This window comes from Serratia quinivorans, from assembly GCF_946227985.1.
In the GTDB taxonomy this organism is placed as follows: domain Bacteria; phylum Pseudomonadota; class Gammaproteobacteria; order Enterobacterales; family Enterobacteriaceae; genus Serratia; species Serratia quinivorans_A.
Genome location: NZ_CAMKGL010000005.1, coordinates 72,108 through 96,969, shown reverse-complemented (window position 1 = coordinate 96,969; position 24,862 = coordinate 72,108). Strand labels below are relative to the sequence as shown.

Below are 24,862 nucleotides of genomic sequence, written 5' to 3'. Positions count from 1 at the left end.
TGGCTCTCCTTGAATAAAGATTCCGCCACTAAGTGTAGTTCAGACATCGTAAAGACGGTGATCGTGAGTGCTGACCGCCGGGCTGGTTTTATGGGGGCTGACGCGTTTGACCGAGGCGCGGACCGCCAGCTTGCCGTGCAGCAGCAGGTTGCACGGGGGCGCATCGGCGCGCAGCATGCGGCGTTGCAGGAGTTGAATTGCCTCATAGCCCAACTCGTCGCGCGGCACCTGTACCGAGGTGAGCGGCACGTCATGAATTTCTGCCAGATTAAAACCGTCGGTGCTCATCACCGAAATATCGCCTGGTACACTCAACTGCAATTTGTTGAGTGCCTTGACCGCACCGACCGCCATATAGTCGCCACCGGCAAGAATGGCCGTCGGCAGCTGCGAGCGCTGACTGACCCGGTTGATAAAGGTGGTGAGCGCCTGTTCAGCCTCTTCGCTACCGAAACCGGAGGTGGTGACCAGATGGCGACCCTCGTCAAAGGCGATGTTGTGCCGCGCATAGGCTTGCTTGATGCCCGCCAGCCGCAGCTCCATGGTGTGCCGACGCAGGCACTGCAGGTTCAGAATATGGCTGTGTCCCTGCTGAAACAGGTAATTGGCGGAGAATTCACCAATCAGTTGATGATCGGGTGACACGCTATCGAGCCGCATCTGCCGGTCGCTGCAGTTAATCAGCACGCAGGGTTTATTCAGATCGGCGGCTAACTGGTGGATATGCTCATCATCGATACCGATAATCAGCGCCGCCTGGGTCTGCGGATCGCTCATCTTTTCCAGAAACAGCGCGCCGTCACTGTGCAGTTCTTCAAGCCCGCAATAGCGAATACGCACCTCATGTTCTGCCAGCGCAGCGGTGATGCCCTGAATAACCTTGTAGTAAAAAATATCGGTACGTACGTCAAAGGCGCGTTGTGGCGCGAAGACCATCACGCTGTTCAGCATCAGTCGACCGCTGGAAATCCCTTGCAGAATGCCGTTCTGTTGGGCGCAGGCCAGCACCTTCTGGCGGGCTTCGGCACTGGTATTGGATTTGCCGGCTAAAACGCGTGAAACGGTGCTGATCGACAACCCGGTTTGGTGGGCGATCTCCTGTATTTTCAGCTTTCCGTTCATTCTGTGATCTCCTTCAAATTTGGCAATGAAAATATTTTCACTGCATTTTTTCAGCGTACTGTCAGGCTTCGGCGGCCATTATGGCGAGCTTTTATCCTTTGTATGAAAGTTTTTGCAAAAAACCACGTTTCGCTCACGCTTCCGGCTGGCTAGTCTGAATTGGTATGCCAACTTTATAGATTTATCAGTCCAATTGACGGGCTGAATTATAAATAAAATGAAAATAAATCATGTGGTTGTGAAGGTCAGGCGCCTGCTTCTGGGAAGCATAATGCAATTTAACACCACCCATACCTTCGCCAACCAAACGTACCCTACCAAAAAGCGCGCTGTGTCACCGGGCAGCCGTCGTGGAGAGAAGACAGATGAGTGTGGAAATTAATCAAAGGGTCGTCGACAGCGGCCGGCGTAAATTTAAATCACTGCGCTGGTGGATGCTGGCGCTGTTTCTGCTGGGTGTCACGGTTAACTACATCACTCGTAACTCGCTGGGCATCCTGGCGCCTGAGCTGAAAACCAGCCTGAACATGACCACCGAACAGTATTCCTGGGTGGTGGCGTCGTTCCAACTGGCCTATACGGTGTTTCAGCCGATCTGCGGCTGGTTGATTGATGTGATTGGCCTGAAGATGGGGTTCCTGATCTGCGCCAGCATCTGGGCAGTGGTTTGCATGATGCATGCCGGGGCTGGCACCTGGGTGCAGTTGGCGATCCTGCGCTTCTTTATGGGCGGGGCAGAAGCGGCGGCCACGCCGGCCAACGCCAAGGCGATTTCCGACTGGTTCCCGAAAAAGGAACGGCCCATCGCTGCCGGTTGGGCAGGCGTCGGGTTTTCTATTGGTGCCATGCTGGCCCCGCCGATCATCGTTATTGCCCACGTCTCCTTTGGCTGGCAGGGCGCTTTCCTGTTTTCCGGCGCGCTGGCGTTGCTCTGGGTGGTGCTGTGGTGGCGGTTCTACCACTCGCCGCAGCAGCACCCCAATCTGAGCCAGCAGGAGCTGGATCTGATCCGCGAAGACAACGAGCCGGAGTTACCCCGACTGCCTTTCCTCAAGTCGCTGGCCATTCTCTGCCGCAACAAAAAGTTCTACGGCATTGCCATTCCGGCCTTTCTCGCCGAGCCGGCCTGGGCGGTATTCAGTTTCTGGGTACCGCTGTATTTGGCCACCGAACGCGGCATGGATTTAAAACACATCGCCATGTTTGCCTGGCTGCCGTTTTTGGCGGCGGACATCGGCAGTGTCGCCAGCGGCTATCTCACCACTTTGTACCGTAAATGGTTTGGCTGCAGCCGCGTCAACTCGGTGGTTGCCAGCTCGGTCACCGGTGCATTCATGATGGTCTCGCTGGCGTTCGTCGCGATCACCAAAGATCCCTATGTGGCGATCGCCCTGATCTCGATCGGCGGTTTCGGCCATCAGGTGATCTCCTGCATGCTCAGTGCGCTGGTGGTGGAATCATTCGATAAAAATCAGGTAGCGACGGTCAACGGCATGCGCGGCTCCAGCGCCTGGATCGCCAGCTTCCTGTTCACGCTGCTGATCGGCGCGGTCTCCGATACCGTCGGTTTCAACCCGCTGTTTATCGCCATGGGCTTCTTCGACCTGATCGGCGCCGTATTCCTGATTGCCTTGATCGCCGAACGCGGCGGTAAAAAAACACTCAATAGTTAAGTTGGATGCCTATGAAAACCTTAAAAAACTGGACGTTGGCCGGTCAGTATGCCGATCGCATTGAGCTGCTGGTCGACGAACGTCACCTGTTCTGCCTGTACGTACTGGAAAACAGCCTGTTCCGCGTGTTGATTAAGCGCAATGGCGAGTTGGCGCTGGATCGCACCTGGAGCATTGCGCCGCAGACGGATGTGCCCTGGGAAGGGCGTGACCGCTTGAGCGTGGCCGGCTTCGGCCTGCCGGGTTATCAGCTGCAGCAACATGAGGATCGGCTGGTGGTGACGACGTCTGCACTGCGCGTTACCGTGCATCAGCCGCTGTGGCTGGAGTGGGAGCACTGCAACGCCGCCGGTGAATGGCGTCCGCTGGCCGCCGATCGGCCAACAAGCGCTTACCTGCTGAATCCGCACGGCGACGGCGTGGCCCACTATCAGCGGCGTCAGGCTCGCGAGCGGTACTATGGCCTGGGTGAGAAGGCCGGTGATTTGGAGCGCAGCGGTCGCCGCTTTGAAATGCGCAACCTGGACGCGATGGGTTACAACGCCGCCAGCACCGATCCGCTGTACAAGCACATTCCTTTCACCATCACCCGCGGGGAAGAGGCCAGTTTCGGGCTGTTTTACGACAACCTGAGCAGTTGCTGGCTGGATCTGGGCAATGAGATCGACAACTACCATCTGGCCTATCGCCGCTATCAGGCCGAAGCGGGGGATCTGGATTATTACCTGTTCCTCGGCCCTAAGGTGCTGGACGTGACCAAGGCGTTTGTACGCCTGACCGGCAAGACTCACTTTGGACCGAAATGGAGCCTGGGCTACAGCGGTTCTACCATGCATTACACCGATGCGCCGGACGCCCAGCAGCAGCTACAGCAGTTTATTCAGCTCTGTCGCCAGCATGATATTCCCTGCGACTCCTTCCAGCTGTCGTCGGGTTATACCTCGATCGGCAACAAGCGCTATGTATTCAACTGGAACTACGACAAGGTGCCGCAGCCCAAACAGCTGAGTCAGGCGTTTCATGATGCCGGGTTAAAGCTGGCGGCCAACATCAAGCCGTGCCTGTTGCAGGATCATCCGCAGTATCAGCAGGCGGCGGATCAGGGGCTGTTTATCCGGGATTCCGAAAGTGACCGGCCGGAGCGCTCCAGCTTTTGGGATGACGAAGGCTCGCACCTCGACTTCACCAACCCGGCGGCGGTGCAATGGTGGCAGCAGGGCGTGACGCAGCAGCTGCTGGAGATGGGCATCGATTCCACCTGGAATGACAATAACGAATACGAAGTGTGGGACGGAGAAGCGCGTTGCCACGGTTTCGGCACGCCTATCGCCATCAAGCACATTCGCCCGGTGATGCCGCTACTGATGATGCGCGCTTCAATGGAGGCTCAGCAACGCTTTGCTCCCGCGCTGCGGCCTTACCTGATCTCGCGCTCCGGGTGTGCCGGCATGCAGCGTTATGTGCAGACCTGGAGCGGCGATAACCGCACCAACTGGCAGACATTGCGTTACAACATCCGCATGGGGTTGGGCATGAGTCTGTCCGGCCTGTATAACCTGGGACACGACGTCGGCGGTTTTTCCGGTGACAAGCCGGACGCCGAACTCCTGGTGCGCTGGGTGCAAAACGGCGTGATGCATCCGCGTTTTACCATTCACTCCTGGAATGACGACGCCACGGTTAACGAACCCTGGATGTATCCGGCCGCCACCCCGGCGGTGCGCGAGGCGATTAATCTGCGTTACCGGCTGATGCCGTATTTCTACACCCTGTTGTGGCAGGCCAGTGCCGACGACGAGCCGATGCTGCGCCCGACCTTCCTCGACCATGAGCATGACGAGCAGACCCTGAAAGAAACCGATGATTTTATGATGGGTCGCGATCTGCTGGTGGCCAGCGTAGTGGAGCAGGGACAACGCCAGCGGCCGGTATACTTACCGGATAACGGCGATGGCTGGTATTGCTTCTACAGCGGCCAATGGTTCAGTGGCGGTCAGACGGTGGTGCTGGAGGCCCCGCTGGAGCGCTTGCCGCTGCTGGTACGTGCCGGTGCAGCATTGCCGTTGTCATCCCGCTTGGCGCATGTTGATGTGGCGGCCGACAATCGGCGCGAGCTTAAACTCTTTCCGCTAAAAGGCTGTGGCAGCGCTTCTGGGCTGTTATTCGAAGACGACGGGGAAAGTTATGGCTGGCAGCAGGGCGACGCGCTGTGGCTGCGCTGGGAGATGCTCAGTGACAATCAGCGCATCACGCTGAACATCACCACCGAGGGCCGCTTTAAACCGGCATGGCAGACGTTGGCCTGCAGTTTGCCAACTGGAGAGACGCGAGAACTGTGGATTAACGGCGTGCCGGGCAGCAGTTTTACGCTGGAGTAGTAAAAGTTATACCCTAAATAATTGGAGTGGCATCAAGGCGGCGAGAACGTTCATCCCGACGAGCTTACTCAGGTAAGTGATTCGGGTGAGCGGGTGAAGCCAACACAGATGCGGCTTCAATTATGACGGGTAGATTCGGCCGCGCGTTTTTTGCGCGGCTTCTTGGTGACGGTGATGGTTTTCACCTCGCTTTCCACCCAGCCATCCTGCAGACGGGTTTTCAGCAGTTCACCGACCTGAGCCTGCTTGGTGGTTTTCAGCAGTTCGCCGCGAGGGGTTTGCGTCACGCTGTAGCCGCGCGCCAGCGTTGCCAGCGGGCTGACCGCCTCGAGCTGGCTACAGGCCACGCCAAAGCGCTGACGCCAGGCGTTGAGCTGCCGATCCAGCGCCTGTTGCAGTCGGTATTCCTGCTGCTGCACGCGCTGCTGATAGCGATGGATCCGTGCCTGCGGCTGCATCTGCGCCAAGCGCTGTTGCGCCCGCTCGCTGCGGCGTGAGGACACACGCAGTTGGTTCTGCATGCCGTCTTCCAACCGGCGCTGCAGTTTGAACAACAGCGTCTGCTGACGCGCCAGGCGCAGATGCGGATGCTGTTGCTGCAAACGGTGGTTGATGCGGGTGAACTGTTGCTGGCGCTGGGCCAGATAGTAATCCATCGCCATTTCCATCCGCTGCTGCTGGGACTGCAACTGGCGCAGCAGCTCCAGCTGATTGCGGCTGACCAGCTCGGCGGCGGCTGAAGGGGTTGGCGCACGCAGGTCGGCGATAAAGTCGGCAATGGTGACGTCGGTTTCATGGCCGACGGCGCTGACGATCGGAATGCGGCTGGCGAAAATTGCCCGCGCCACGCGTTCGTCATTAAAACTCCACAGATCTTCCAGCGAACCGCCACCACGGCCGACGATCAGCACGTCACACTCGTCGCGGCGGTTAGCCGTTTCGATGGCACGCACAATCTGCAATGGCGCTTCTGCACCCTGCACCGACGTGGGGTAAATAATGATAGGCAGTGAAGGATCACGCCGTTGCAGCACCTGCAACACATCGTGCAGTGCCGCACCGCTGGCGGAGGTAATAACCCCGACGCGTTTGGCCGGGCTGGGCAAGGGTTGCTTGAACTGTTGGTCGAACAGGCCTTCGGCGCTCAGGCGCTGTTTCAACTGGTCGAACTGCTGTTGCAACAGGCCGTCACCGGCAGGCTGCATGCTTTCGGCAATCAGCTGGTAGTCGCCGCGGGGTTCATACAGCGTAATACTGGCGCGAACCAGGACCTGTTGGCCATTCTGCGGACGGAAAGTGGTACGGCGGTTAGTGTTGCGGAACATCGCGCAACGGACCTGAGCGCGATCGTCTTTCAGCGTGAAATACCAGTGGCCGGAAGAGGGCTGGGAGAAGTTGGAAATCTCGGCGGAGAGCCAAATCTGGCCCATTTCCATTTCCAGCAGCTGTCGAACCGTCTGATTCAGGCGGCTTACGGTAAAAATAGACGGCGAAACAGGTAGCGACATGTGACCCAGATCAAATTTCAAAACAAGCACTTAATTGGTCGATACTACATGGCTGAAAAAGGTAATCAAGAGTTTTTGTGAGAAAGTGCTGGAGGCAACCGATTACGCTCTGTATAATGCCGCGGCAATATTTTATCTTTTTCACAGCCCACTCTGGTGAGATATTGCCCATGCTACGCATCGCAAAAGAAGCACTGACATTCGACGACGTTCTCCTGGTTCCAGCTCACTCTACGGTTCTGCCTAATACCGCTGAGCTCGGCACCCAATTGACCAAAACCATCCACCTGAACATCCCTATGCTGTCCGCAGCCATGGATACCGTTACCGAAGCCAATCTGGCTATCGCGCTGGCGCAGGAAGGCGGTTTAGGCTTCATCCACAAAAACATGTCCATCGAGCGTCAGGCTGAAGAAGTCCGCCGCGTGAAAAAACATGAAAGCGGCGTGGTCACTGACCCACAGGCCGTAACACCGACCACCACCCTGAAAGAAGTGAAAGAACTGACCGCGCGTAACGGCTTTGCCGGCTACCCGGTAGTGACCGAAGAAAACGAACTGGTCGGCATCATTACCGGCCGTGACGTCCGCTTCGTTACCGATCTGAACCAGCCTGTTACCGCCGTGATGACGCCGAAAGAGCGCCTGGTTACGGTGAAAGAGGGTGAAGCGCGTGAAGTCGTGCTGCAGAGAATGCACGAAAAACGCGTTGAGAAAGCGCTGGTGGTCGACGACCAGTTCCATCTGCTGGGCATGATCACCGTCAAAGACTTCCAAAAAGCCGAACGCAAGCCAAACGCCTGTAAAGACGAGCATGGCCGTCTGCGCGTTGGCGCTGCGGTTGGCGCCGGTGCAGGTAACGAAGAGCGCGTTGATGCGCTGGTCGCTGCCGGCGTTGACGTCCTGCTGATCGACTCCTCCCACGGCCATTCCGAAGGCGTATTGCAGCGTATCCGTGAAACCCGCGCCAAATACCCGGACCTGCAGATCGTTGGTGGTAACGTCGCGACCGCTTCAGGCGCCAAAGCGCTGGCTGATGCCGGCGTTAGCGCAGTGAAAGTGGGTATCGGCCCTGGCTCCATCTGTACCACGCGTATCGTGACCGGCGTTGGCGTCCCACAGATCACCGCTATCGCCGACGCGGTTGAAGCGCTGGAAGGCACCGGTATCCCGGTTATCGCCGACGGCGGCATCCGTTTCTCCGGTGACATCGCCAAAGCTATCGCGGCGGGTGCATCCTGTGTGATGGTCGGCTCCATGCTGGCGGGTACCGAAGAATCTCCGGGCGAAATCGAGCTGTATCAGGGCCGTTCGTTCAAATCCTATCGCGGTATGGGTTCACTGGGCGCGATGTCCAAAGGCTCTTCCGACCGTTACTTCCAGACCGACAACGCCGCCGACAAACTGGTGCCTGAAGGTATCGAAGGCCGCGTGGCTTACAAAGGCATGCTGAAAGCCATCGTTCACCAGCAAATGGGCGGTCTGCGCTCTTGCATGGGCCTGACCGGTTGCGGCACCATCGACGAACTGCGCACCAAGGCTGAATTTGTGCGCATCAGCGGCGCCGGCATTCAGGAAAGCCACGTGCATGACGTGACCATCACCAAAGAGTCACCGAACTACCGCATGGGTTAATTTCAGGGGCTGCGGCCGGCGCATTTGTTCGCCGTCCGCTGCTCGCATTGCTCATTGACTTTATGTCAACTGTGCATGCTGTGCTGCGGGCGACAACCAACTGTTTGGCCTCGCCGACTGAAACCGTCCTAACGATTTAGATTTTCCTTTTTCTCTGTTGCTGGAATTCGCCTCACATGACAAAAAATATCCATAAGCATCGCATCCTTATTCTGGATTTTGGTTCGCAATACACTCAACTGGTAGCACGCCGCGTGCGCGAAATCGGCGTTTACTGTGAGCTGTGGGCCTGGGACGTTAGCGAAGAGCAAATCCGCGAATTCAATCCAAGCGGCATCATCCTGTCCGGCGGCCCGGAAAGCACCACCGAAGCCAACAGCCCGCGCGCGCCAGAATACGTGTTCACCGCCGGTGTCCCGGTGCTGGGCGTATGCTACGGCATGCAGACCATGGCGATGCAGTTGGGGGGCCAGGTAGAAGGTTCCAACGAGCGTGAATTCGGTTATGCCCAGGTGGAAATCACCACTGAAAGCGCATTGGTGCGCGACATCGAAGACGCCCTGAGCCCGGCCGGCAAGCCGCTGCTGGACGTGTGGATGAGCCACGGCGACAAAGTGACCGCTATCCCGGCTGACTTCGTGACCGTTGCCAGCACCGATACCTGCCCGTTTGCCATTATGGCCAACGAAGAAAAACGCTTCTACGGCGTGCAGTTCCACCCGGAAGTGACCCACACCCGTCAGGGTCAGCGCATGCTGGAGCGTTTCGTGCTGGATATCTGCCAGTGTGAAGCCCTGTGGACTCCGGCCACCATCATTGAAGATGCGGTAGAGCGTATTCGTCAGCAGGTCGGTGAAGATCACGTGATCCTCGGTCTGTCCGGCGGCGTAGACTCTTCCGTTACCGCCATGCTGTTGCACCGCGCCATCGGCAAACGCCTGACCTGCGTGTTTGTCGACAACGGCCTGCTGCGCCTGAACGAAGCCGACCAGGTACTGGAAATGTTTGGTGACCACTTCGGCCTGAACATTGTTCACGTGGCGGCGGAAGACCGCTTCCTGACCGCGCTGGCCGGTGTTGACGAGCCGGAAGCCAAGCGCAAAATCATTGGTCGCGTGTTCGTTGAGCTGTTCGACGAAGAAGCTTGCAAACAGGCTGACGTGAAATGGCTGGCGCAGGGCACCATCTACCCGGACGTGATCGAATCCGCGGCTTCTGCCACCGGCAAAGCGCACGTGATCAAGTCGCACCACAACGTGGGTGGCCTGCCGAAAGAGATGAAGCTGGGCCTGGTCGAACCGCTGAAAGAGCTGTTCAAAGACGAAGTGCGCAAAATTGGCCTGGAACTGGGCCTGCCATACGACATGCTGTTCCGCCACCCGTTCCCGGGGCCAGGTCTGGGCGTACGCGTGCTGGGTGAAGTGAAGAAAGAGTATTGCGACCTGCTGCGCCGCGCCGATGCTATCTTCATCGAAGAACTGCACAAGGCCGATTTGTACAACAAGGTCAGCCAGGCATTCACCGTATTCCTGCCGGTACGCTCGGTGGGCGTGATGGGCGATGGCCGTAAATACGACTGGGTTGTTTCACTGCGCGCAGTGGAAACCATCGATTTTATGACCGCGCATTGGGCGCACCTGCCGTATGATTTCCTCGGCCGCGTCTCCAACCGCATCATCAACGAAGTGAACGGCATTTCCCGTGTAGTTTATGACATCAGCGGCAAGCCACCGGCTACCATTGAGTGGGAATGATTTGGTTGCCGGTTTAGGCTGGCGCTAAATAACAGCAATCACATCTAATCCCGCGTAACTGCGGGATTTTTTTTGGAGTAAAAGAATTTTATGGAATTACCTGGCGTAAGTTCACAACGCATCTAAACCACAGTACCTTATATCTTTGCATCAGTGACTGGTTTGGAGGAGGTGCTATGACGACATTGCCAACACGAATACCACTACCTGAAGAGCTTTACGCGTCATTAAGGCCGCTGAGATTAGACGATATTTATGCGTGGTCGGCGTATTTGAGTAAACCTGGCGTGCTTGAACATACCAGTTGGGGGGATGTCGGCCCGACCAACCTCGAAAAGTTGGTTGCTGACTATGCCGAAGGCAAAGACTCGCTTCGTTGGGCCATTGTGGGTCCGAGTGACAGCTTGCTCGGTACGGTAGGGTTGAACGAAATATCCCGCGATCATGGCCGGGCGGAAATTGCCTACGATCTTGACCCGAGCCACTGTGGCCGGGGTTTGGCGACTGAGGCGGCGAGTGCCGTTATTCAGTGGGCGCACACCGTTTTGGGCCTTCAGCGTGTCCAGGCTACCGTTCTTGATAGCAACATATTGTCCATTGCCGTCCTGGAGCGGGTGGGCATGCAGCGCGAAGGTTTAATCAGGCAATACCGCCGCGTGCGCGGGCAGGCCCGAGATTATTGGATGTACGCGGCCATTAATCGCGCAGGGAATTGAGGCTGCCAACCTCAATTTTCAACCTGTTGGCTTTGCTCATCATATTTTCTCTGGCAGTCCTGAATCGTCTCCATATTCCCCAGCGTCCAATTGAACAGGATTGCAAACGGCTCCTGTAACGATTGGCCGAGTGGGGTCAGTGAATATTCGACGCCCAGTACTCGCCCATCCAGAACCCTGCGTTTAACCATGCCGTTGCGCTCAAGCTTACGCAGCGTCTGGGTCAGTACGCGCTGCGTGACGCCGTCAAGACGGCGCTTAATCGCGTTGAAACGCCGTGGCTCGCGAAGCACTTCCAGCACCATCATCGACCATTTATCTGCGATCTGGTCGAGAATGATTCGGCTTGGGCAGTCGGCCCGGTAGACAGGATCTGTCTCGTTCATCGGTATCCTCCAGCATCCCTGGGATGTTTAAAGTGCGTAATTGACCCTAGGTATGCAAAGTATACCATGCGGTGAACAGCACCCAAACCCGGTGCCACTTTCTTCCCCACCACCCAGGAAATTGACATGACAGATACAGATTTCGGCAGGCTGAGTATTTCCCATGACCATGGCGTATCGACGATTACGATCGACAATCCCCCGGTCAATGTTCTTGATGTGTCTTTGATGTCGGAGATCAGCCGCTTTCTTGTGGCTGTTCGTGATGATTCGGACACGCGAGTGTTGGTATTCCAGAGCGCAAATCCCGAGTTTTTTATTGCTCATGTCGACATGACCTTAATCGATGAGCCGCACGCTTTCGATGAGCTTGCACGCCATGCGCCTGAAGGCCTTAATCCGTTTCAGGCTTTCGGCGAGCTTCTGCGGGAGCAGCCGCAGGTCACGATAGTCAAGCTTGCCGGGTTGGCACGCGGCGGTGGTGCCGAGTTTGTTGCGGCGGCAGATATGGCGTTTGCTGCCGATGGGCTGGCGGGGCTTGCCCAGTGTGAGGCCTTGATGGGCATCACGCCCGGCGGTGGTGCTACCCAGTATCTGACCAGCCGGATGACGCGCGGTCGCGCGCTTGAAGTGATCCTGGGTGCCGAGCCGATCGACGCCGCTACGGCGGAAGGTTACGGATGGATCAATCGCGCATTACCTGCTGCCGAACTTGATGATTTCGTCGATCGGTTGGCTCGCAACATCGCGGCATTGCCCGAAGGCGTTATCGCGGCAGCCAAACAGGCGATGCCTGCACCAGATCTGCGGGAAGGCTTTTATCGTGAGCACGCTGCCTGGGCTGGGCTGTTCGCACGGCCCACAGCAGAAAAACTCATTCGGGGCGGATTGAAGGCAGGTGCACAGACCCGGATTGGCGAGCGCAACCTTGAAGGCCTGCTGCGCGGCCTCGAGATCTAAAGGAATGCCACTCCTGAAATCGGACCCATGCGGAAACGGAATTCCGGCATGGGTTCACCGTATAAAGCCTACCGGCTAACTGGCGGCTGCCCATTGCGACAGCAATGCATAGAGTTTCGCGGGTTCCAGCGGTTTTCGCAGTACCAGATAACCTTCCTGCTCGGCCTCTTGCAAAGTGGGTGAGTTAAATTCTCCGCTGACCATGGCACCGCTGGTATCCGGCAGGCGTTCAAACAGCGCTTTTAATATATCGAACCCGCTCTCGCCAGAGCGGAGCCGTTGATCGCACAGCACGGCAAAAGGGCTGAAGCCTTCATCGATAATCGCAAACGCCTCCTCTGCACAGGCCGCACAGCGTACGGTAAGGCCCCAGGTACTCATTAAACTTGACCAGGCGGAAGTCACCAGCGGGTCATCGTCCACCACCAGGCAGGAACCGTACAGCGGCGCATAGCGGATGGGCGTAATGGCATTTGAGTAACTGTTTGTGCTTTCTGGTAGCTCGCATTCTCCGTTGTAAAGGGCAAAGCGCATCCAAAAACGGGAACCCTTGCCTTCAACGGAGTGCATGCCGTATTTCACCTTCATCAGTTTGGCGCAGCGTGCCACTACCGCCAGCCCTAATCCATGGCCGGCACTGTCGATTTTCCACGCCAGCTCAGGGCGATAATAGGGGGAAAAAACTTTGCCTTTTTCTTCGTCGGCGATGCCAACGCCGGTATCCCATACCTCGAACAGACATTCACTCCCCTGCGGGCGGATGGCTATCAGCACGCCCCCTTTTTGCGTATAACGCAGTGCATTTTGTATCAGGTTAATCAGTGATTGCCTGATGAGTAGCTGATCGCCCACCACGAGAATTCGTCGCTTAGGCCGCCAGGTCCGCAATGACAATTTCCGACTATTCGCCTCTTCACGAAACAGGGTAATCACCGAATCGAGCAGGGTACCCATATCTACATGGGTAGTGGCTGTGCTGACGTTGCCGGATTCAATCTTGCTGAGATCGAGTAGGGAATTAAACATAAGATGCACGGATCGTACACTTTGCTGCAGATCCAATAGCTGGGGGATGAGCGTAACATCGCGGTTTTTATGGATAATGGCTTCGATCAAAAAACCCATGGCGTGCACCGGTTGACGCAAATCATGACTGGCAGTAGTAAGAAATTGGTTTTTATCCAATAAGGCCTGCTCCGCTTCTTCTTTGGCCTGCCTGAATTGCTCCGCAAGACGGGAGCTTTCCTCTTCAAGGCGGGCTTGCTGGATAAAAAATTTATGGGAGCTCAATGCGTGGCGGTAGATGGCGAACCCATAAAGCAGGTTAAGCATCAGCACAATAAGCATGACATCGTTTAATCGCCAGATGATGCCAATATTCAGTATGCTCCAGCAGGAAAAGAAAAACAGGGTAAAGGTGCTAATGACTGGCGTTAAATGTGTTGCGTTGGCCGCAACGATAGCCGCGATACTGATGTTCAATAATAAGAAAAAGTCAAAATTGTTTATCTGCGGCGTGATTATATATAACGAAGAAATACCCAGTCCATGAACGAAGGCAACTTTATTGATATGAGGTAGCCAGCGCCGAAGAATAACGTCCGCATCTTTTTTTATTGTTTCTTTTTTATAGCTGCGATGCCATAACCTGATGGCGACGGCGCAGAACAAATATAAGACGATCCAGAGGGTAATCGGCCATAGGTTTTCACCCAGTAAATAAATCCAAATAGCGAACGGAATACCAACAAAGGGCACTGCGCTGAAGCTAAATACCAGGCGTATAAAGGTATTGTCCAGCAGACGGATTTGCGCACGGGGAGAAATACCATCATCTTGTAAAGATTGAAGTAACTTCATTGTAATGATCCCGATCTGCCGTGGAGCAGGGTGATCGCTTCCACCCGACTATTCACACCTATCTTTTTCAGAATATTACTGATGTGTTCTTTGACTGTGGGTTCTGAAATAGAAAGTTGCGAGGCTATTCTTTTATTAGGAAAACCACGCAGCATCATTGCAAGCACTTCAACCTGTCGCGGTGTTAAATTTAAATTTTGCAAATGCTTTTGGACGGAGACTACGCCCATCGCATTATCCTGAGGAAACCATAGTCGATTATCGGTGAGTGTGGCTACGGCTTTGGCGAATAATTCAGGCGATTCATTTTTAAGAACGAAACCATGACCACCGGCTTCTCGCACCTTTTGCCATATTTCATTGTTGTCGTCGCCACTGACCACCAGTAAACGAACCTGTGAATAACGTTCATTCACCTCTTTGAGTAATTTAAGCGCCGTGCCATTGGATAGCCAAAAATCTATAACCATTAAACGAGGAGGGCCATTTAGCATAATGTGGCGATAGCAATGATCTTCGTTGGTCGCCATGTGGACATGTTTAAATCGACAATGCGTATTAAGAAAATTGGCGATGCCGCTTGCCACCAAAGGATGATCATCAACGACCAGTGCATACTCCTGTCCCAAAGCTATCTCCTTCGCATAAACGTATCGGATGGTTCCGGTAATCTTTTATTATCCACCCTCCCTACTTTAGGAGGGTTTTTTCGTTTAGGAAAGAGAAATATATTATGCGGGGATTTGGATAAGGTAAAACATAGAACCATTCAGCGTTTGGATCTGTTTGGTTGAAAAGGATAATTTATGAAGAAACCATTTATCGCTCTGGCCGTGACTTTACTGGTCGCCGGTTGTTCAACGTTGAAAACCGATCAGGCAATACCTTTGCTGCAGGCGGAAACGGCTAAAATGCTGGGTCTGGGTTCATCAGACGAAATTACCGTGACCAATGTTAACGGCGCCCAACCCGACGCACTGGGTGGACAGAAACTCACTTACCGCGCCACCACTGAAAAAGGGCGTATTTTCGACTGCTCTTCGATGATGATGCCAGGGTTTTTAGGATCTGCGCCATCGCTGACCGCCCCGAGCTGTACCCCGGTTGTCACGCATAAATAATCTCCTGTGGGCGTGAGCCGAGGGGGAAATCAGTATTGATCCGCAAGCCCAATAAGTTTGGCATCGAGGCGTTAGCGCTGGGGGGCAATAAGCTTGCGTCTCGATGATAATCAGTTTGTGTTTGCGGCATTACGCACTCTACACCCTCTAATACATTGAATTTTTCATATAAATAATAATTTTGATGGCTCTAAGTTAATTAGGCCGGAGAGAAAACATGAAAGATAAAATATCGCATCATTTAGCGGTAAGAAAACCGCTTTCCAAAATTTACCTCGCACTTTTTTCCGCGCCATTGCTATTGATGGGATCTGCCGATATGGCTCGGGCCGACGATGTCATATTCGATGGTGAATCCAAAGTAACAGAACCCTTGGCCTACAGCGGGAATGTTTACGTCGGTCGCAATCAAAGTGGAAGCCTGTTGATAGATAATGGCCAGGTCGGCGGCTATAACATCAATATCGGCACCCGCTCAGACGGCAAAATTTATGAAAGCCTGGTCACGGTCAGAGGACCGAACGCGGTATTGAGCGCCGTAAACGATCAAAATGTTCTGCGGGGCAGTTTAAATCTCGGCCAGGGGACATTGCGGGTTGAAGATGGCGGGCTGGCCAGTGCGAAAGAAATTATCGTCGGCACCACCGGAGGTTACGACAGCCATTTGAATGTCAAAGGTGCCGGTTCCAGGGTGACCAGCGACAGGCTTGGCATCGGCTTTGGGCAAGGCGCGCGTTCCACCCTGTTGATTGAGGATGGTGGGGTGGTGACAACCACGGCCGCTGCCAGAATAGACAGCGGATTCAAGCCTGATGAGGCCGACAAGCTGAATCCCAAAGCCACGGTGACGGGCAAAAATTCGCAGTGGAATATCAGCCAAACGCTCACGGCCAACGGCGATGTGGACGTGCTCAATGGCGGCGTGATTAACGTCGGCAGCGCGGAAATTGCCGGCGTTTCTGGCTCGCGCAAAACTGCCGAACTTTATATCGCCGGTGAGAACTCGCGCTTTACCAGTGCCGGCAGCGTCAACGTGGGGGACTATGGCAACGGTGTGCTGTCGCTGGTGGACGGCGGAACATTCTCCGCCGGGGCTAACGAGCTGCGGTTGGGCGATACCGGCTCAGGTTCGAACAGGGGCGCGCTAATCATCGGCAGCCGCGGCAATATGGATACCGGCACCGGTCTGACCGAACCCACGCTCGGTGCGGCGGGCGGCGCGGGTACCCTCGATGCCCAAACGGTGGTCAATCTGCGCGGTGGGTTATTCGGTAGCTATGTGTATTTTAACCATACCTCCGACAACTACGATTTCCGCAATAAGATGGTTGGTGAAGGTGAAGTGATCAACACCGCCGGGCGGACGACGCTGAGCGGAGATCTTACCCAGCTCAAGGCGAACGTAACCGCCCGTGGCGGCAAAATCATCATTAACAGCGATATCAATACGCAGCCAGAAGACAGTCCTTTCGACGTGCAGACCCTGAGTGCCGAGAATGGCGGTACGTTGATTCTTAATGCGACAGCCGGTTCCGACGTCAGCAATGGTCTGGGTTACAGCAGTGCTGCGTCAATCAAATCCGGCGGCACGTTGGGCGGTAATGGCACTTTAGGCCAGACAGAAATTCAGTCCGGTGGTCATATTTCTCCCGGCGACGGGAATATTGGTACTCTGACGCTGAAACGCTATCTGAATTTCATTGGTGAATCTTTCTACGACGTCGATATCGCCGGTGATGGCCGCAGTGACAAACTGGAGGTTACGGGTAAAACCACTATCAGCGAGCAAGCGAAGGTGCAGGTGACTGCGCTGGACCCGCAAACCAGCTATCAGACCGGCCAAAGCTACCGTATTTTAACCTCGGAAGGGGGAATTGACGGGCAGTTCGCCGAAGCGGTCTCAAAATCTGCGTTTCTGGATGTGGCGCTCAAACACGAGGCTAACGCCGTGGATCTGACGATTGCGCAGAAAGGCGGCGGCGAGAACCCAGGCGGTGAAAATCCAGGTGGGGAAAACCCAGGTGGCGAAAACCCAGGCGGCGAGAATCCGGGGGGGGAAAACCCAGGTGGTGAGAATCCGGGAGAAGGCAGCGGCAAGCCCGGTATTTTCCAAACGGTGGCACAAACCGACAACCAATGGAATACCGCGGGGGCGCTCTCGACTCTGGCGCAAGGCGGCCCTTCATTGGCCCTGTACAACTCACTGTTGTTATTGAGTGCGCCTGAAGCTCGTGAGGCATTCAATCAACTTTCTGGTGAGGTCTATCCCTCCATCCAATCTAACCTGATTGCCGGCAGCACCATGCTGTTCAATGTGCTCAATCAGCGCATGTTGCGCGCTTTTGATAACGATACGTTGCCCGTTCCGCCATTGGCGATGACGCTGGTTCAACCGGCGCAGGCCGAAAACAGTGGCGTGTGGGGGCAGACGTTTGGCTCATGGGCAAGAAACAGCGGTAACGACAACGTCGGAAAACTCGATGGCAACACCAGCGGTTTCCTGCTGGGGGCAGACCATAAATTAGCGGATAGCAGTGTACGCGTTGGTGGATATTTTGGTTATAGCCGCGGTGATTATGATGTCGATAGCCGCCGCTCCAAGTCCGACAGCGATAATTATCACCTCGGTCTGTATGCCGCAGGGCAGCAAGGCGCCTTCTCGTTACGTGGCGCTTTGGGTTACACCTGGCACCGACTGGAAAATGAGCGCAACGTTAACTTCGGTAATTACTCGGATCGGCTTAAGGCAGACTATGATGCCGACTCGCTGCTGGCGTTCACCGAAGCGGGCTACCGTTTTGGGCAGTCGGACGCGAACCTTGAGCCCTTCGTCAATCTGAGCTATATCCGTCTGCATACTGATAACTTCGAAGAAAGTGGCGGTGCCGCAGCGCTTAGCGTGCGTAATGAAACGATGAATACCTTCTATTCCACGTTGGGCGTGCGCGGTACGGTTGAACTGCCGCAGAACGTCAGTCTTTACGGCTCATTGGGTTGGCAACATGCCTACGGCGATAAAACTACCTCTTCGCGTATGGCCTTTGCCGGCAGCGATGCCTTTACTACGCAGGGCACCGCGGTTGATGACAACCTGATGGTGGCGGACGTTGGGGTGAGCGTGAAGCTGTCGCGATCCACTAGCCTGGATCTCGGCTATCAGGGGCAATACGGTTCTGATACCCAGGTTAATGCCGTTAATGCCAACATCCGATGGTCATTCTGATTTACTGAGTAATTAGGTTTCTGTGGTATCGAGATGTCGCTGGGCAACGGGATGTTGCCTGGCGATATCTCAGCTTCGGCGCTCCTGTGCCGCAAGGCAAGGCTCTTCGGACGAAGAGTGCTCAAACAGCTTAAATAACGCGGTTCGTTCATCCTCGGTCAAGTCCCGCCATTCGCCCAACGCTAACCCAGCGGGGTATGGATTACATTTATCTAGGTTATGGATAATTGAAAATACTCATAGATTTTGACATTTTCGGAAATCACGCTGATAAGGTAAGCTGTACGATAAATACACAGGAAAAACACGAATAAGGGACTGGTTTAGGATGCGTGGATTAACAAGGGCGTTAACGATTTTTACTGGCAAGAAACCTTTTAATGACCGTTTAGCGGATGATATGCAATGCGGGGATATGAATGAACGTACTTTGAAGCAATGTTACCATTTAGAACAGATATCAACGCATATAAACTGGAGTACTTATAAAGCCCCGTACGATCACCCGTTAACAAGAAACATCCCGGCGGCCAGCAAAGAAAAAGTGGTTTCAATGCTTTTTGATGAATTGAGGTCATCATCAAGATATTTTTCTTTCATAGGGGCTTATCAGGGGGTGATCGCTAAGCTGTTCAATCATATGCAGTATAATAACGGTGTTGCTTACTATGATGTTCAAATGGATCAAGCCTATAAGAAACTTATACTAAGCGATAAATCTGAAAATAGCACGCTTGTTCGAATTAAAAACGTCCTGGATACTTTTGACTTTAATTCTTATGAGTTGAATAAAGAAGCATTCTCTCTTCAGTTGTCACAAAGCCGCTTGCCGAAATATGTTCGTTGGAAAGATTCTGTTAATGGGCTGGGAGTAACGGTCCATGATATTAACAGTACAGAGATAAGTATCGAGTCGCTTGTTTTTCAGGGTAACAGCTACACTGCTGTCGTTAAATATAAGGCTCAAGACCATTTTGGTCTGGACAAAGATGACATTGGGAAGTTGAAATTTAATTCTATTAGTTTCTTTAGAATTTGGTTTGTGCTTCAGCGGTATGAAAAATTTGCATACAAACCGTTCTTCACCAATTTCGGCGCGAAAATAACACTGACAGGTGAGAACAATGTTTCGTAAATATAAATTTAAGATCGCTGTAATCGCAATCTTGATTGCTATTATTTGGTTGGCCTGGGTGATGGTAAGGCCTGCGAGTATTGTAAGGGTTGATGGCGCGTCGGTTTATGTTGAAAATCTTCCACTGACTACCGAAGGTAAAATTTCTTGGTGGAACGATAATAAGGCTATGCTTCAGAATGGGTATTCTATTATCAAAGATAAAAGTCATTTTACCGTTGCTATAATGAATTTCGGTGGTTACGTAGAGCTTCCAACAGGTAGCAATGATGGGAGTGTTGATGACTATCATTGTTTTAACGATGTAAAAAGCAATAAGAAATGTATCTATAATAATATATCGATGATTATCAATGGTAATACTAACAAGAAGGTTTTTATAAGCCTTGATGGGAAGTTTTATGTCCAAACGCCTGATAATAAACTAGAGCTAGTAAATAGTCATTAACCTTCCCCCGTTAAATTCTGGGCGTTATTCTACCCGGCCGGTTTATATAAAAGCACGTCGCCATTTCGTCGCTGCTTGGTAGGTGGCGTGATGGTGTACGGCGGTATCACTGGTCCGCAGGCTGCTTCATGGCGATATTTCAAATAGGCGCAGATCCTACATGACGAACAATGTGAGGGCCTATGGCAGCAATGCCGCAAGGCAAGGCTCTTCGGACGAAGAGTGCTCAAGCAGCTTAAATAACACGGTTCGTTCATCCTCGGTCAAGTCCCGCCATTCGCCCAGCGCTAATCCTTCCAGACTGATGTTCATGATGCGCACGCGCTCAAGTCGGGTGACTTGATAGCCAAAGTATTTACACATACGGCGGATTTGGCGGTTAAGCCCCTGCACCAGCGTAATGCGAAACACCTGCGCAGTTTCCTGCGCCACCTGGCATTTATGGGTCACTTTGCCCAATATCGGCACGCCCGCGCCCATGCCCTGAATAAACGCATCGGTCAGCGGTTTGTCGACGGTGACCAGGTACTCTTTTTGGTGATCATTGCCGGCGCGCAGGATTTTATTGACCAGTTCACCGCGGTTGGTCAGAAAAATCAGCCCCTGAGAATCTTTATCCAGGCGGCCAATGGGGAAGGTGCGCTGGCTGTGGTTAACGAAATCACCGATGTTGTTCGGTACGTGTTTGCCCATGCTGGTGATGATGCCCACAGGTTTATTCAGCGCGATCAGCACCAGATCTGCATCATCACGCGGCGCTATCTGCTGCCCGTTAACACTCACAACATCGCCAATAAATACCGGCGCACCCACTGCGGCCAGGTTATCGTTGATAAAAACCTTACCCAGTTTGATATAGCGATCGGCCTGACGGCGGGAACAGATACCGCTGTCGCTAATGTATTTATTCAGGCGAATGGATGATTGAGTTGGCATGGTGTCCCCGTAAAACGCGGACTATACATCACCCGGAGGGCATTGCGAAGATTGCTTAAAATTGCACATCGTCAAAGGCCTGTTTTTCATGGCAGTATAGTGCTCCAAATAACGGGCGCTCTGCCATTAAACGAGGCTGACTCATTGAATAAAATAGCACTTTCGTTCTCACTGACCCTGCTGCTTGCCGCATCCGTGATGCCTGCGCAGGCGAAGCAAAACTCATCCCTCAAGTCACCGGCATCAGGCGTGTTGTGCGACCGTTATGCCTGTGCGAATGGCACCGATGGCATTTCCCGCCCATTGACCGAAAAGTATCTCGGCAAGAAAGTCGCCAGCAAACTGTCTTCGCAAGGTGACTTCGACCCGACCGAATTCACCTTTGCCAATGGCATTTTCTGCGATGTCAAAGAGCGACTGTGCCGCGCGGATCGTTACTACGGCGAAGGCGGTAAACGCACCGGCGCCGTTTCCAGGAAATACACCGAGCTGCTTTTCGGCCACTAATAGCCCAACATGCGGCTGGCTAAAGGTCCGTCAGGCCTCGTCCACCTTCACCACCAATGTATTCAGCGGGGTAAGAGTTTGCCCGGTGCTGCCGGTTGGCGTCATACGCGGGATCGGCTGGCCGCTATCGCTTTCTACCAGCGTTGATCTTGCCTCTTGTGCGTCAAACAGATAATCCTCCCCCCACTGGCGCAGGCCGACGATAACCGGGAACAAGGCGCGCCCCTTGTCGGTGAGAATATATTCCTGATAGGCACTGCCGTCCGAGGCGGGGGCAATCTCCAGAATGCCGTGCGCCACCAGGGTGCGTAGCCGGGTGGAGAGGATATTCTTCGCCATCCCCAGTCCCTTTTGAAATTCGCTGAAACGGCGCACGCCGTCGAAGGCATCGCGCACAATCAGCAGCGACCACCAGTCACCAATCACATCCAGCGTACGTGCCACCGGGCACAGTGCATCTTCCAGACTTTTACGTTTCATGGCTTTCCATTCCTGTAGCGATATCTGGTTGCATTATAAAACCTCCGTGCGTAAAGTTCATTGGGTTTAATAATGAAACCACTTTGGAGCGAACGATGAGTGATAAAACGCTGGATCCAATTTGTGCCTCGCAGGGCAGAGCGCTGAGTCGCCTGCCTGCATCGCTGGTGTTATTGCTGGCGGGGGCCAGTGCCTTTAGCGTGGCGAATGTGTATTACGCTCAACCTTTGCTGGACGCCATTGCTCAGGATTTTCATATCAGCCTGGCGTCGGTGGGCATGGTGATCACCGTCACTCAGTTAGGCTGTGCATTGGCATTGTTGCTGGTGGTGCCGTTGGGCGATCGGATTAATCGTCATCGGTTGCTGGCGGTTCAGCAACTGCTGCTGATTGCCGCACTTTGTGTGGTCGGCTGGGCGAACAGCAGTCTGTTATTACTGTTCGGCATGCTGCTGGTGGGATTACTGGGTACCGCCATGACCCAGGGATTGGTCGCCTTCGCCGCTACATTGGCAGCGCCGCATGAGCGTGGTCGCGTAGTCGGCGCTGCGCAAGGCGGGGTGGTTCTCGGGTTGTTATTGGCGCGTACGCTTTCCGGCGCACTGGCGGACATCGGTGGCTGGCGAGCGGTTTACTTTTTCTCGGCGGCGGTAACCTTGGTCCTGTTGCCGGTACTAGCACGTCTGTTGCCCGTCTCCCACACAGCGCCTTCAACGCTCAGTTATCCGGCGCTGTTGCGATCAATGCTGACGTTGCTGTGGCGCGATCGCACGCTGCAGATCCGCGGCATGCTGGCGCTGCTGATGTTTGCGGCATTCAGCATTTTTTGGAGTGCCCTGGTGCTGCCACTCAGCCAGGCGCCGTTTAATTTTTCACATTCGGTGATTGGGGCCTTTGGTCTGGTGGGGGCGGTGGGGGCGCTGGCGGCAGTACGTGCCGGACATCTGGCCGATCGCGGCCTGGGGCAGGTGGCAACAGGTATCTGTCTGTTGCTGTTGCTACTGGCCTGGTTGCCGCTCGGCCTGCTGAGTTACGGGCTGGGATGGCTGATTATGGGCATTGTGCTGCTCGATCTGGCCGGACAGGCCATTCACGTGTTGAATCAGAGCCTGATTTTCAGCGCACATCCGCAGTCTCATAGCCGGTTAGTCGGCTGCTACATGCTGTTCTACGCGGTGGGCAGCGGGCTGGGTGCCTTTGCCAGCACCCACGTATTCGCCCTGGCGGGCTGGTCTGGCGTGTGTTGGCTGGGGGCGAGTGTCAGCCTGGTGGCCTTGTTGTTCTGGGGGCTGACGCTGCGTGCAATGCCGGCCTTAGACGCGTCGGTTGAGCAATGACGGCCGGAACCCCGGCTCGTCGCACAGCAACTGCGTAGCCGGCGATCGCGGCTCGCATGTGGTGGGGCCGGACGAGTTGGAGCTGGTGCCGCCGGGTTATAAAGATGTGGGCGGCGCACGTTTCCAAGTGGGGTACGTCGGTCTGGCGGTGGCGAGTGGGAGATTTTGCCGCCGCTGGTCAGGGAGGTAGGTGTTAACGATCAGACCGAACGCCCGCACTATGTGTTCCAGGACGGCAAGTATTACCTGTTCACCATCAGCCATAAATTCACCTATGCCGAAGGGTTGACCGGGCGGGATGGGGTATACGGTTTCGTCAACGATAGTCTGACAAGCTTTACACGCCGATGAACACATCAGGTCTGGTGCTGGGTAACCCGCCGGAACAGTCTTTCCAGACGTATTCGCACTGCGTGATGCCAAATGGGTTTGGTGGCGTCGTTTATCGACAGCGTGCCGACCGTTGGCCAGGATTACCGTATCGGCGGGACTGAGGTGCCAACGGTGCGGATTGAGCTGGAAGGCGACCGTTCTTTTGTACGCTAGGTATATGATTACGGTTATATCCCTGCGATGCAGGATATCGTTTTGCAAGGGTAACCTGCGGCCTTTGGAGCGGCTCACAGCGGATGACGTTATTCAGTTACTTGGAGAGCAAAAAATACAGTCAGACGGCTTAGCCTGATCTTGATAAGAAGATCAATAACGTGATGGTAATAGCGATAACGAATCAGGAATTTTTTATGAATGCGGGCATAATTCCTAAAAACGAGCCCTCTGTTGAGTATTTTTAACCCTGAATTTATCATTCACTCACTATGCTGATGTTTATGCTCTCACAAAGGATTATTTATGGAAACGGAAAGTTCATTGCGCCTCTTAACTTTAGGGGGGGATTTAGCAAAAACAGTTTTTGGTAATTCAATTAAATTCAATGGAATAAAGTATGGGTTCATTGTGAAAGCTATCTCCCATTTGGGTTGCAGGGAAATTTTGTTGGAATGACACCAAACGGTGAAATGTATTTCAGAAAAGAAACGTACCTTAAGGATTTTTCTTTATCATCAAAATCTAATCAACATTTTTTTATAAATGGTTTAAAGAGCGAAATTGGCCGGCAGGCCGGGTTTCAAGGGAAGGTAGATGGAAACACCTTAGCTCTATATAGAAAAATACTACCGCCATCAATTTTATAGAAGGAGCGAACTGATGAAAGTTATGAGCGCATTTATTCCCGTTTTACTTACAACATCTTGTCACCTAAACGATCCCCGACCAGAAAATCATAGGGCTAATGTAACTACAGTCGGGAATAGTGTTTGTGTTACATCGCCAGATTCTGAAGGAGAAAACATATCTTCGTTAAATATTAGTGAGGTTGGTAATGGTCTGAATGCGTTAGATAAAACCTTCACTATGGAAAATGCACCCAAATTATATCCAAATGAATGCGCTCCTAATTTTGGTTTTAAATTTGAATACGGTAAGTCATATATATTTTCTATTAATTCAATACGTATAAGTAAAAATAATACTGTGAAAAATGGAAGGGCTTATAGTGTGACGTTTTCTTTATGGATGGATAAAGGGGAGTTAAAAGCGGTAGATATTAACTAAATTCTTCGAGAGTCATCCTTTCGCACAAAAAATTTTGTAAAAGTAGGGCACTTTCTTGTAAGCACAC

General features: G+C 53.7%; 23 protein-coding genes. 16 read left to right on the top strand and 7 right to left on the bottom strand.

Features of this window, described 5'->3' with window-relative positions; genetic code table 11:
* Window positions 1-39: 39 nt before the first annotated feature.
* Window positions 40-1,122 (bottom strand): LacI family DNA-binding transcriptional regulator, encoded by a 1,083-nt coding sequence (locus tag OCH02_RS15015; RefSeq protein ID WP_261431917.1) that lies wholly within the window; start codon window positions 1,120-1,122, stop codon window positions 40-42.
* A 365-nt stretch (window positions 1,123-1,487) separates the two neighbouring features.
* Here OCH02_RS15015 and OCH02_RS15010 point away from each other — a divergent pair, with 365 nt between their 5' ends.
* Both OCH02_RS15010 and OCH02_RS15005 read left to right on the top strand, forming a co-directional pair.
* The gene (locus tag OCH02_RS15010) at window positions 1,488-2,795 is read left to right on the top strand and encodes an MFS transporter (protein WP_012146307.1); all 1,308 of its coding nucleotides are present in this window, start codon (window positions 1,488-1,490) and stop codon (window positions 2,793-2,795) included.
* An 11-nt stretch (window positions 2,796-2,806) separates the two neighbouring features.
* Window positions 2,807-5,173 (top strand): glycoside hydrolase family 31 protein, encoded by a 2,367-nt coding sequence (locus OCH02_RS15005; protein ID WP_261431916.1) that lies wholly within the window; start codon window positions 2,807-2,809, stop codon window positions 5,171-5,173.
* 116 nt (window positions 5,174-5,289) lie between these two features.
* Here the strand turns inward: OCH02_RS15005 and xseA are convergent, their stop codons facing one another.
* The gene (gene xseA, locus OCH02_RS15000) at window positions 5,290-6,681 is read right to left on the bottom strand and encodes an exodeoxyribonuclease VII large subunit (RefSeq protein ID WP_261431915.1); all 1,392 of its coding nucleotides are present in this window, start codon (window positions 6,679-6,681) and stop codon (window positions 5,290-5,292) included.
* A 170-nt stretch (window positions 6,682-6,851) separates the two neighbouring features.
* On the opposite strand from xseA, the gene guaB reads away from it, so the two are divergent.
* The 3 genes from guaB to OCH02_RS14985 all read left to right on the top strand — a co-directional run bounded on the left by guaB (window position 6,852) and on the right by OCH02_RS14985 (window position 10,785).
* Window positions 6,852-8,315 (top strand): IMP dehydrogenase, encoded by a 1,464-nt coding sequence (guaB, locus tag OCH02_RS14995; RefSeq protein ID WP_261096590.1) that lies wholly within the window; start codon window positions 6,852-6,854, stop codon window positions 8,313-8,315.
* 176 nt (window positions 8,316-8,491) lie between these two features.
* Complete coding sequence (guaA, locus tag OCH02_RS14990; protein WP_261431914.1) at window positions 8,492-10,069, top strand: glutamine-hydrolyzing GMP synthase; 1,578 nt, start codon at window positions 8,492-8,494, stop codon at window positions 10,067-10,069.
* A gap of 176 nt (window positions 10,070-10,245) precedes the next feature.
* On the top strand, window positions 10,246-10,785 hold the full coding sequence (locus OCH02_RS14985; RefSeq protein WP_261431913.1) for a GNAT family N-acetyltransferase: 540 nt from the start codon (window positions 10,246-10,248) through the stop codon (window positions 10,783-10,785).
* An 11-nt stretch (window positions 10,786-10,796) separates the two neighbouring features.
* Here OCH02_RS14985 and OCH02_RS14980 read toward each other — a convergent pair whose 3' ends face one another.
* Window positions 10,797-11,171: a winged helix-turn-helix transcriptional regulator gene (locus tag OCH02_RS14980; RefSeq protein WP_261431911.1), complete on the bottom strand. Its 375-nt coding sequence runs from the start codon at window positions 11,169-11,171 to the stop codon at window positions 10,797-10,799.
* Between the two features lie 126 nt (window positions 11,172-11,297).
* Here OCH02_RS14980 and OCH02_RS14975 point away from each other — a divergent pair, with 126 nt between their 5' ends.
* On the top strand, window positions 11,298-12,131 hold the full coding sequence (locus tag OCH02_RS14975) for an enoyl-CoA hydratase/isomerase family protein (RefSeq protein ID WP_261431910.1): 834 nt from the start codon (window positions 11,298-11,300) through the stop codon (window positions 12,129-12,131).
* A gap of 75 nt (window positions 12,132-12,206) precedes the next feature.
* Here OCH02_RS14975 and OCH02_RS14970 read toward each other — a convergent pair whose 3' ends face one another.
* Both OCH02_RS14970 and OCH02_RS14965 read right to left on the bottom strand, forming a co-directional pair.
* Complete coding sequence (locus OCH02_RS14970) at window positions 12,207-13,991, bottom strand: ATP-binding protein (RefSeq protein WP_261431908.1); 1,785 nt, start codon at window positions 13,989-13,991, stop codon at window positions 12,207-12,209.
* Window positions 13,988-14,620: a response regulator transcription factor gene (locus OCH02_RS14965; RefSeq protein WP_261431907.1), complete on the bottom strand. Its 633-nt coding sequence runs from the start codon at window positions 14,618-14,620 to the stop codon at window positions 13,988-13,990. The genes OCH02_RS14970 and OCH02_RS14965 overlap by 4 nt, the downstream gene beginning before the upstream one ends.
* 177 nt (window positions 14,621-14,797) lie before the next feature.
* Between OCH02_RS14965 and OCH02_RS14960 the strand changes: the two genes are divergently transcribed.
* The 4 genes from OCH02_RS14960 (at window position 14,798) to OCH02_RS14940 (ending at window position 19,918) form a co-directional block, all read left to right on the top strand.
* Window positions 14,798-15,112, top strand: coding sequence for a hypothetical protein (locus tag OCH02_RS14960; protein WP_012146296.1), 315 nt, complete (start codon window positions 14,798-14,800; stop codon window positions 15,110-15,112).
* A 217-nt stretch (window positions 15,113-15,329) separates the two neighbouring features.
* Window positions 15,330-18,335 carry an autotransporter domain-containing protein gene (locus tag OCH02_RS14955; RefSeq protein ID WP_261431906.1) on the top strand — a complete coding sequence of 1,002 codons (3,006 nt, stop codon included), beginning with the start codon at window positions 15,330-15,332 and terminating at the stop codon, window positions 18,333-18,335.
* A gap of 328 nt (window positions 18,336-18,663) precedes the next feature.
* Complete coding sequence (locus OCH02_RS14945) at window positions 18,664-19,470, top strand: DUF3289 family protein (RefSeq protein WP_261431904.1); 807 nt, start codon at window positions 18,664-18,666, stop codon at window positions 19,468-19,470.
* Complete coding sequence (locus OCH02_RS14940; protein WP_261431902.1) at window positions 19,460-19,918, top strand: DUF943 family protein; 459 nt, start codon at window positions 19,460-19,462, stop codon at window positions 19,916-19,918. The genes OCH02_RS14945 and OCH02_RS14940 overlap by 11 nt, the downstream gene beginning before the upstream one ends.
* A gap of 180 nt (window positions 19,919-20,098) precedes the next feature.
* Here OCH02_RS14940 and rluF read toward each other — a convergent pair whose 3' ends face one another.
* Complete coding sequence (gene rluF, locus OCH02_RS14935; protein WP_261431901.1) at window positions 20,099-20,854, bottom strand: 23S rRNA pseudouridine(2604) synthase RluF; 756 nt, start codon at window positions 20,852-20,854, stop codon at window positions 20,099-20,101.
* A 198-nt stretch (window positions 20,855-21,052) separates the two neighbouring features.
* Between rluF and OCH02_RS14930 the strand changes: the two genes are divergently transcribed.
* Window positions 21,053-21,361 carry a YcgJ family protein gene (locus OCH02_RS14930; protein ID WP_261432033.1) on the top strand — a complete coding sequence of 103 codons (309 nt, stop codon included), beginning with the start codon at window positions 21,053-21,055 and terminating at the stop codon, window positions 21,359-21,361.
* Window positions 21,362-21,391: 30 nt separating this feature from the next.
* Here the strand turns inward: OCH02_RS14930 and OCH02_RS14925 are convergent, their stop codons facing one another.
* The gene (locus OCH02_RS14925) at window positions 21,392-21,841 is read right to left on the bottom strand and encodes a winged helix-turn-helix transcriptional regulator (protein ID WP_261431900.1); all 450 of its coding nucleotides are present in this window, start codon (window positions 21,839-21,841) and stop codon (window positions 21,392-21,394) included.
* Between the two features lie 95 nt (window positions 21,842-21,936).
* Here OCH02_RS14925 and OCH02_RS14920 point away from each other — a divergent pair, with 95 nt between their 5' ends.
* The 5 genes from OCH02_RS14920 to OCH02_RS14905 all read left to right on the top strand — a co-directional run bounded on the left by OCH02_RS14920 (window position 21,937) and on the right by OCH02_RS14905 (window position 24,795).
* Complete coding sequence (locus OCH02_RS14920) at window positions 21,937-23,178, top strand: MFS transporter (RefSeq protein WP_261431899.1); 1,242 nt, start codon at window positions 21,937-21,939, stop codon at window positions 23,176-23,178.
* Window positions 23,179-23,343: 165 nt separating this feature from the next.
* On the top strand, window positions 23,344-23,529 hold the full coding sequence (locus tag OCH02_RS25490; RefSeq protein WP_410001259.1) for a glycoside hydrolase family 68 protein: 186 nt from the start codon (window positions 23,344-23,346) through the stop codon (window positions 23,527-23,529).
* Between the two features lie 72 nt (window positions 23,530-23,601).
* Window positions 23,602-23,724, top strand: a complete 123-nt coding sequence (locus OCH02_RS25440; protein ID WP_315899222.1) for a glycoside hydrolase family 68 protein — start codon at window positions 23,602-23,604, stop codon at window positions 23,722-23,724.
* A 306-nt stretch (window positions 23,725-24,030) separates the two neighbouring features.
* Window positions 24,031-24,183: a hypothetical protein gene (locus tag OCH02_RS14910; protein WP_261431898.1), complete on the top strand. Its 153-nt coding sequence runs from the start codon at window positions 24,031-24,033 to the stop codon at window positions 24,181-24,183.
* Between the two features lie 204 nt (window positions 24,184-24,387).
* Entirely contained in the window at window positions 24,388-24,795 is a 408-nt protein-coding gene (locus OCH02_RS14905; RefSeq protein WP_261431897.1) for a putative T6SS immunity periplasmic lipoprotein, read from the top strand.
* Window positions 24,796-24,862: the final 67 nt, after the last annotated feature.

Bases quoted from the DNA above. Each gene is read 5' to 3' on its own strand.
- OCH02_RS14940 (WP_261431902.1), top strand. From the start codon at position 19,460: ATGTTTCGTAAATATAAATTTAAGATCGCTGTAATCGCAATCTTGATT.
- OCH02_RS25440 (WP_315899222.1), top strand. From the start codon at position 23,602: ATGGGTTTGGTGGCGTCGTTTATCGACAGCGTGCCGACCGTTGGCCAG.
- OCH02_RS14960 (WP_012146296.1), top strand. From the start codon at position 14,798: ATGAAGAAACCATTTATCGCTCTGGCCGTGACTTTACTGGTCGCCGGT.
- OCH02_RS14920 (WP_261431899.1), top strand. From the start codon at position 21,937: ATGAGTGATAAAACGCTGGATCCAATTTGTGCCTCGCAGGGCAGAGCG.
- OCH02_RS14910 (WP_261431898.1), top strand. From the start codon at position 24,031: ATGGAAACGGAAAGTTCATTGCGCCTCTTAACTTTAGGGGGGGATTTA.
- OCH02_RS15015 (WP_261431917.1), bottom strand. From the start codon at position 1,122: ATGAACGGAAAGCTGAAAATACAGGAGATCGCCCACCAAACCGGGTTG.
- OCH02_RS14975 (WP_261431910.1), top strand. From the start codon at position 11,298: ATGACAGATACAGATTTCGGCAGGCTGAGTATTTCCCATGACCATGGC.
- OCH02_RS14905 (WP_261431897.1), top strand. From the start codon at position 24,388: ATGAAAGTTATGAGCGCATTTATTCCCGTTTTACTTACAACATCTTGT.
- OCH02_RS14925 (WP_261431900.1), bottom strand. From the start codon at position 21,841: ATGAAACGTAAAAGTCTGGAAGATGCACTGTGCCCGGTGGCACGTACG.
- OCH02_RS15010 (WP_012146307.1), top strand. From the start codon at position 1,488: ATGAGTGTGGAAATTAATCAAAGGGTCGTCGACAGCGGCCGGCGTAAA.
- OCH02_RS14930 (WP_261432033.1), top strand. From the start codon at position 21,053: ATGCCTGCGCAGGCGAAGCAAAACTCATCCCTCAAGTCACCGGCATCA.
- OCH02_RS14945 (WP_261431904.1), top strand. From the start codon at position 18,664: ATGCGTGGATTAACAAGGGCGTTAACGATTTTTACTGGCAAGAAACCT.
- OCH02_RS14970 (WP_261431908.1), bottom strand. From the start codon at position 13,991: ATGAAGTTACTTCAATCTTTACAAGATGATGGTATTTCTCCCCGTGCG.
- guaA (WP_261431914.1), top strand. From the start codon at position 8,492: ATGACAAAAAATATCCATAAGCATCGCATCCTTATTCTGGATTTTGGT.
- xseA (WP_261431915.1), bottom strand. From the start codon at position 6,681: ATGTCGCTACCTGTTTCGCCGTCTATTTTTACCGTAAGCCGCCTGAAT.
- OCH02_RS14985 (WP_261431913.1), top strand. From the start codon at position 10,246: ATGACGACATTGCCAACACGAATACCACTACCTGAAGAGCTTTACGCG.
- rluF (WP_261431901.1), bottom strand. From the start codon at position 20,854: ATGCCAACTCAATCATCCATTCGCCTGAATAAATACATTAGCGACAGC.
- OCH02_RS14980 (WP_261431911.1), bottom strand. From the start codon at position 11,171: ATGAACGAGACAGATCCTGTCTACCGGGCCGACTGCCCAAGCCGAATC.
- guaB (WP_261096590.1), top strand. From the start codon at position 6,852: ATGCTACGCATCGCAAAAGAAGCACTGACATTCGACGACGTTCTCCTG.
- OCH02_RS14955 (WP_261431906.1), top strand. From the start codon at position 15,330: ATGAAAGATAAAATATCGCATCATTTAGCGGTAAGAAAACCGCTTTCC.
- OCH02_RS15005 (WP_261431916.1), top strand. From the start codon at position 2,807: ATGAAAACCTTAAAAAACTGGACGTTGGCCGGTCAGTATGCCGATCGC.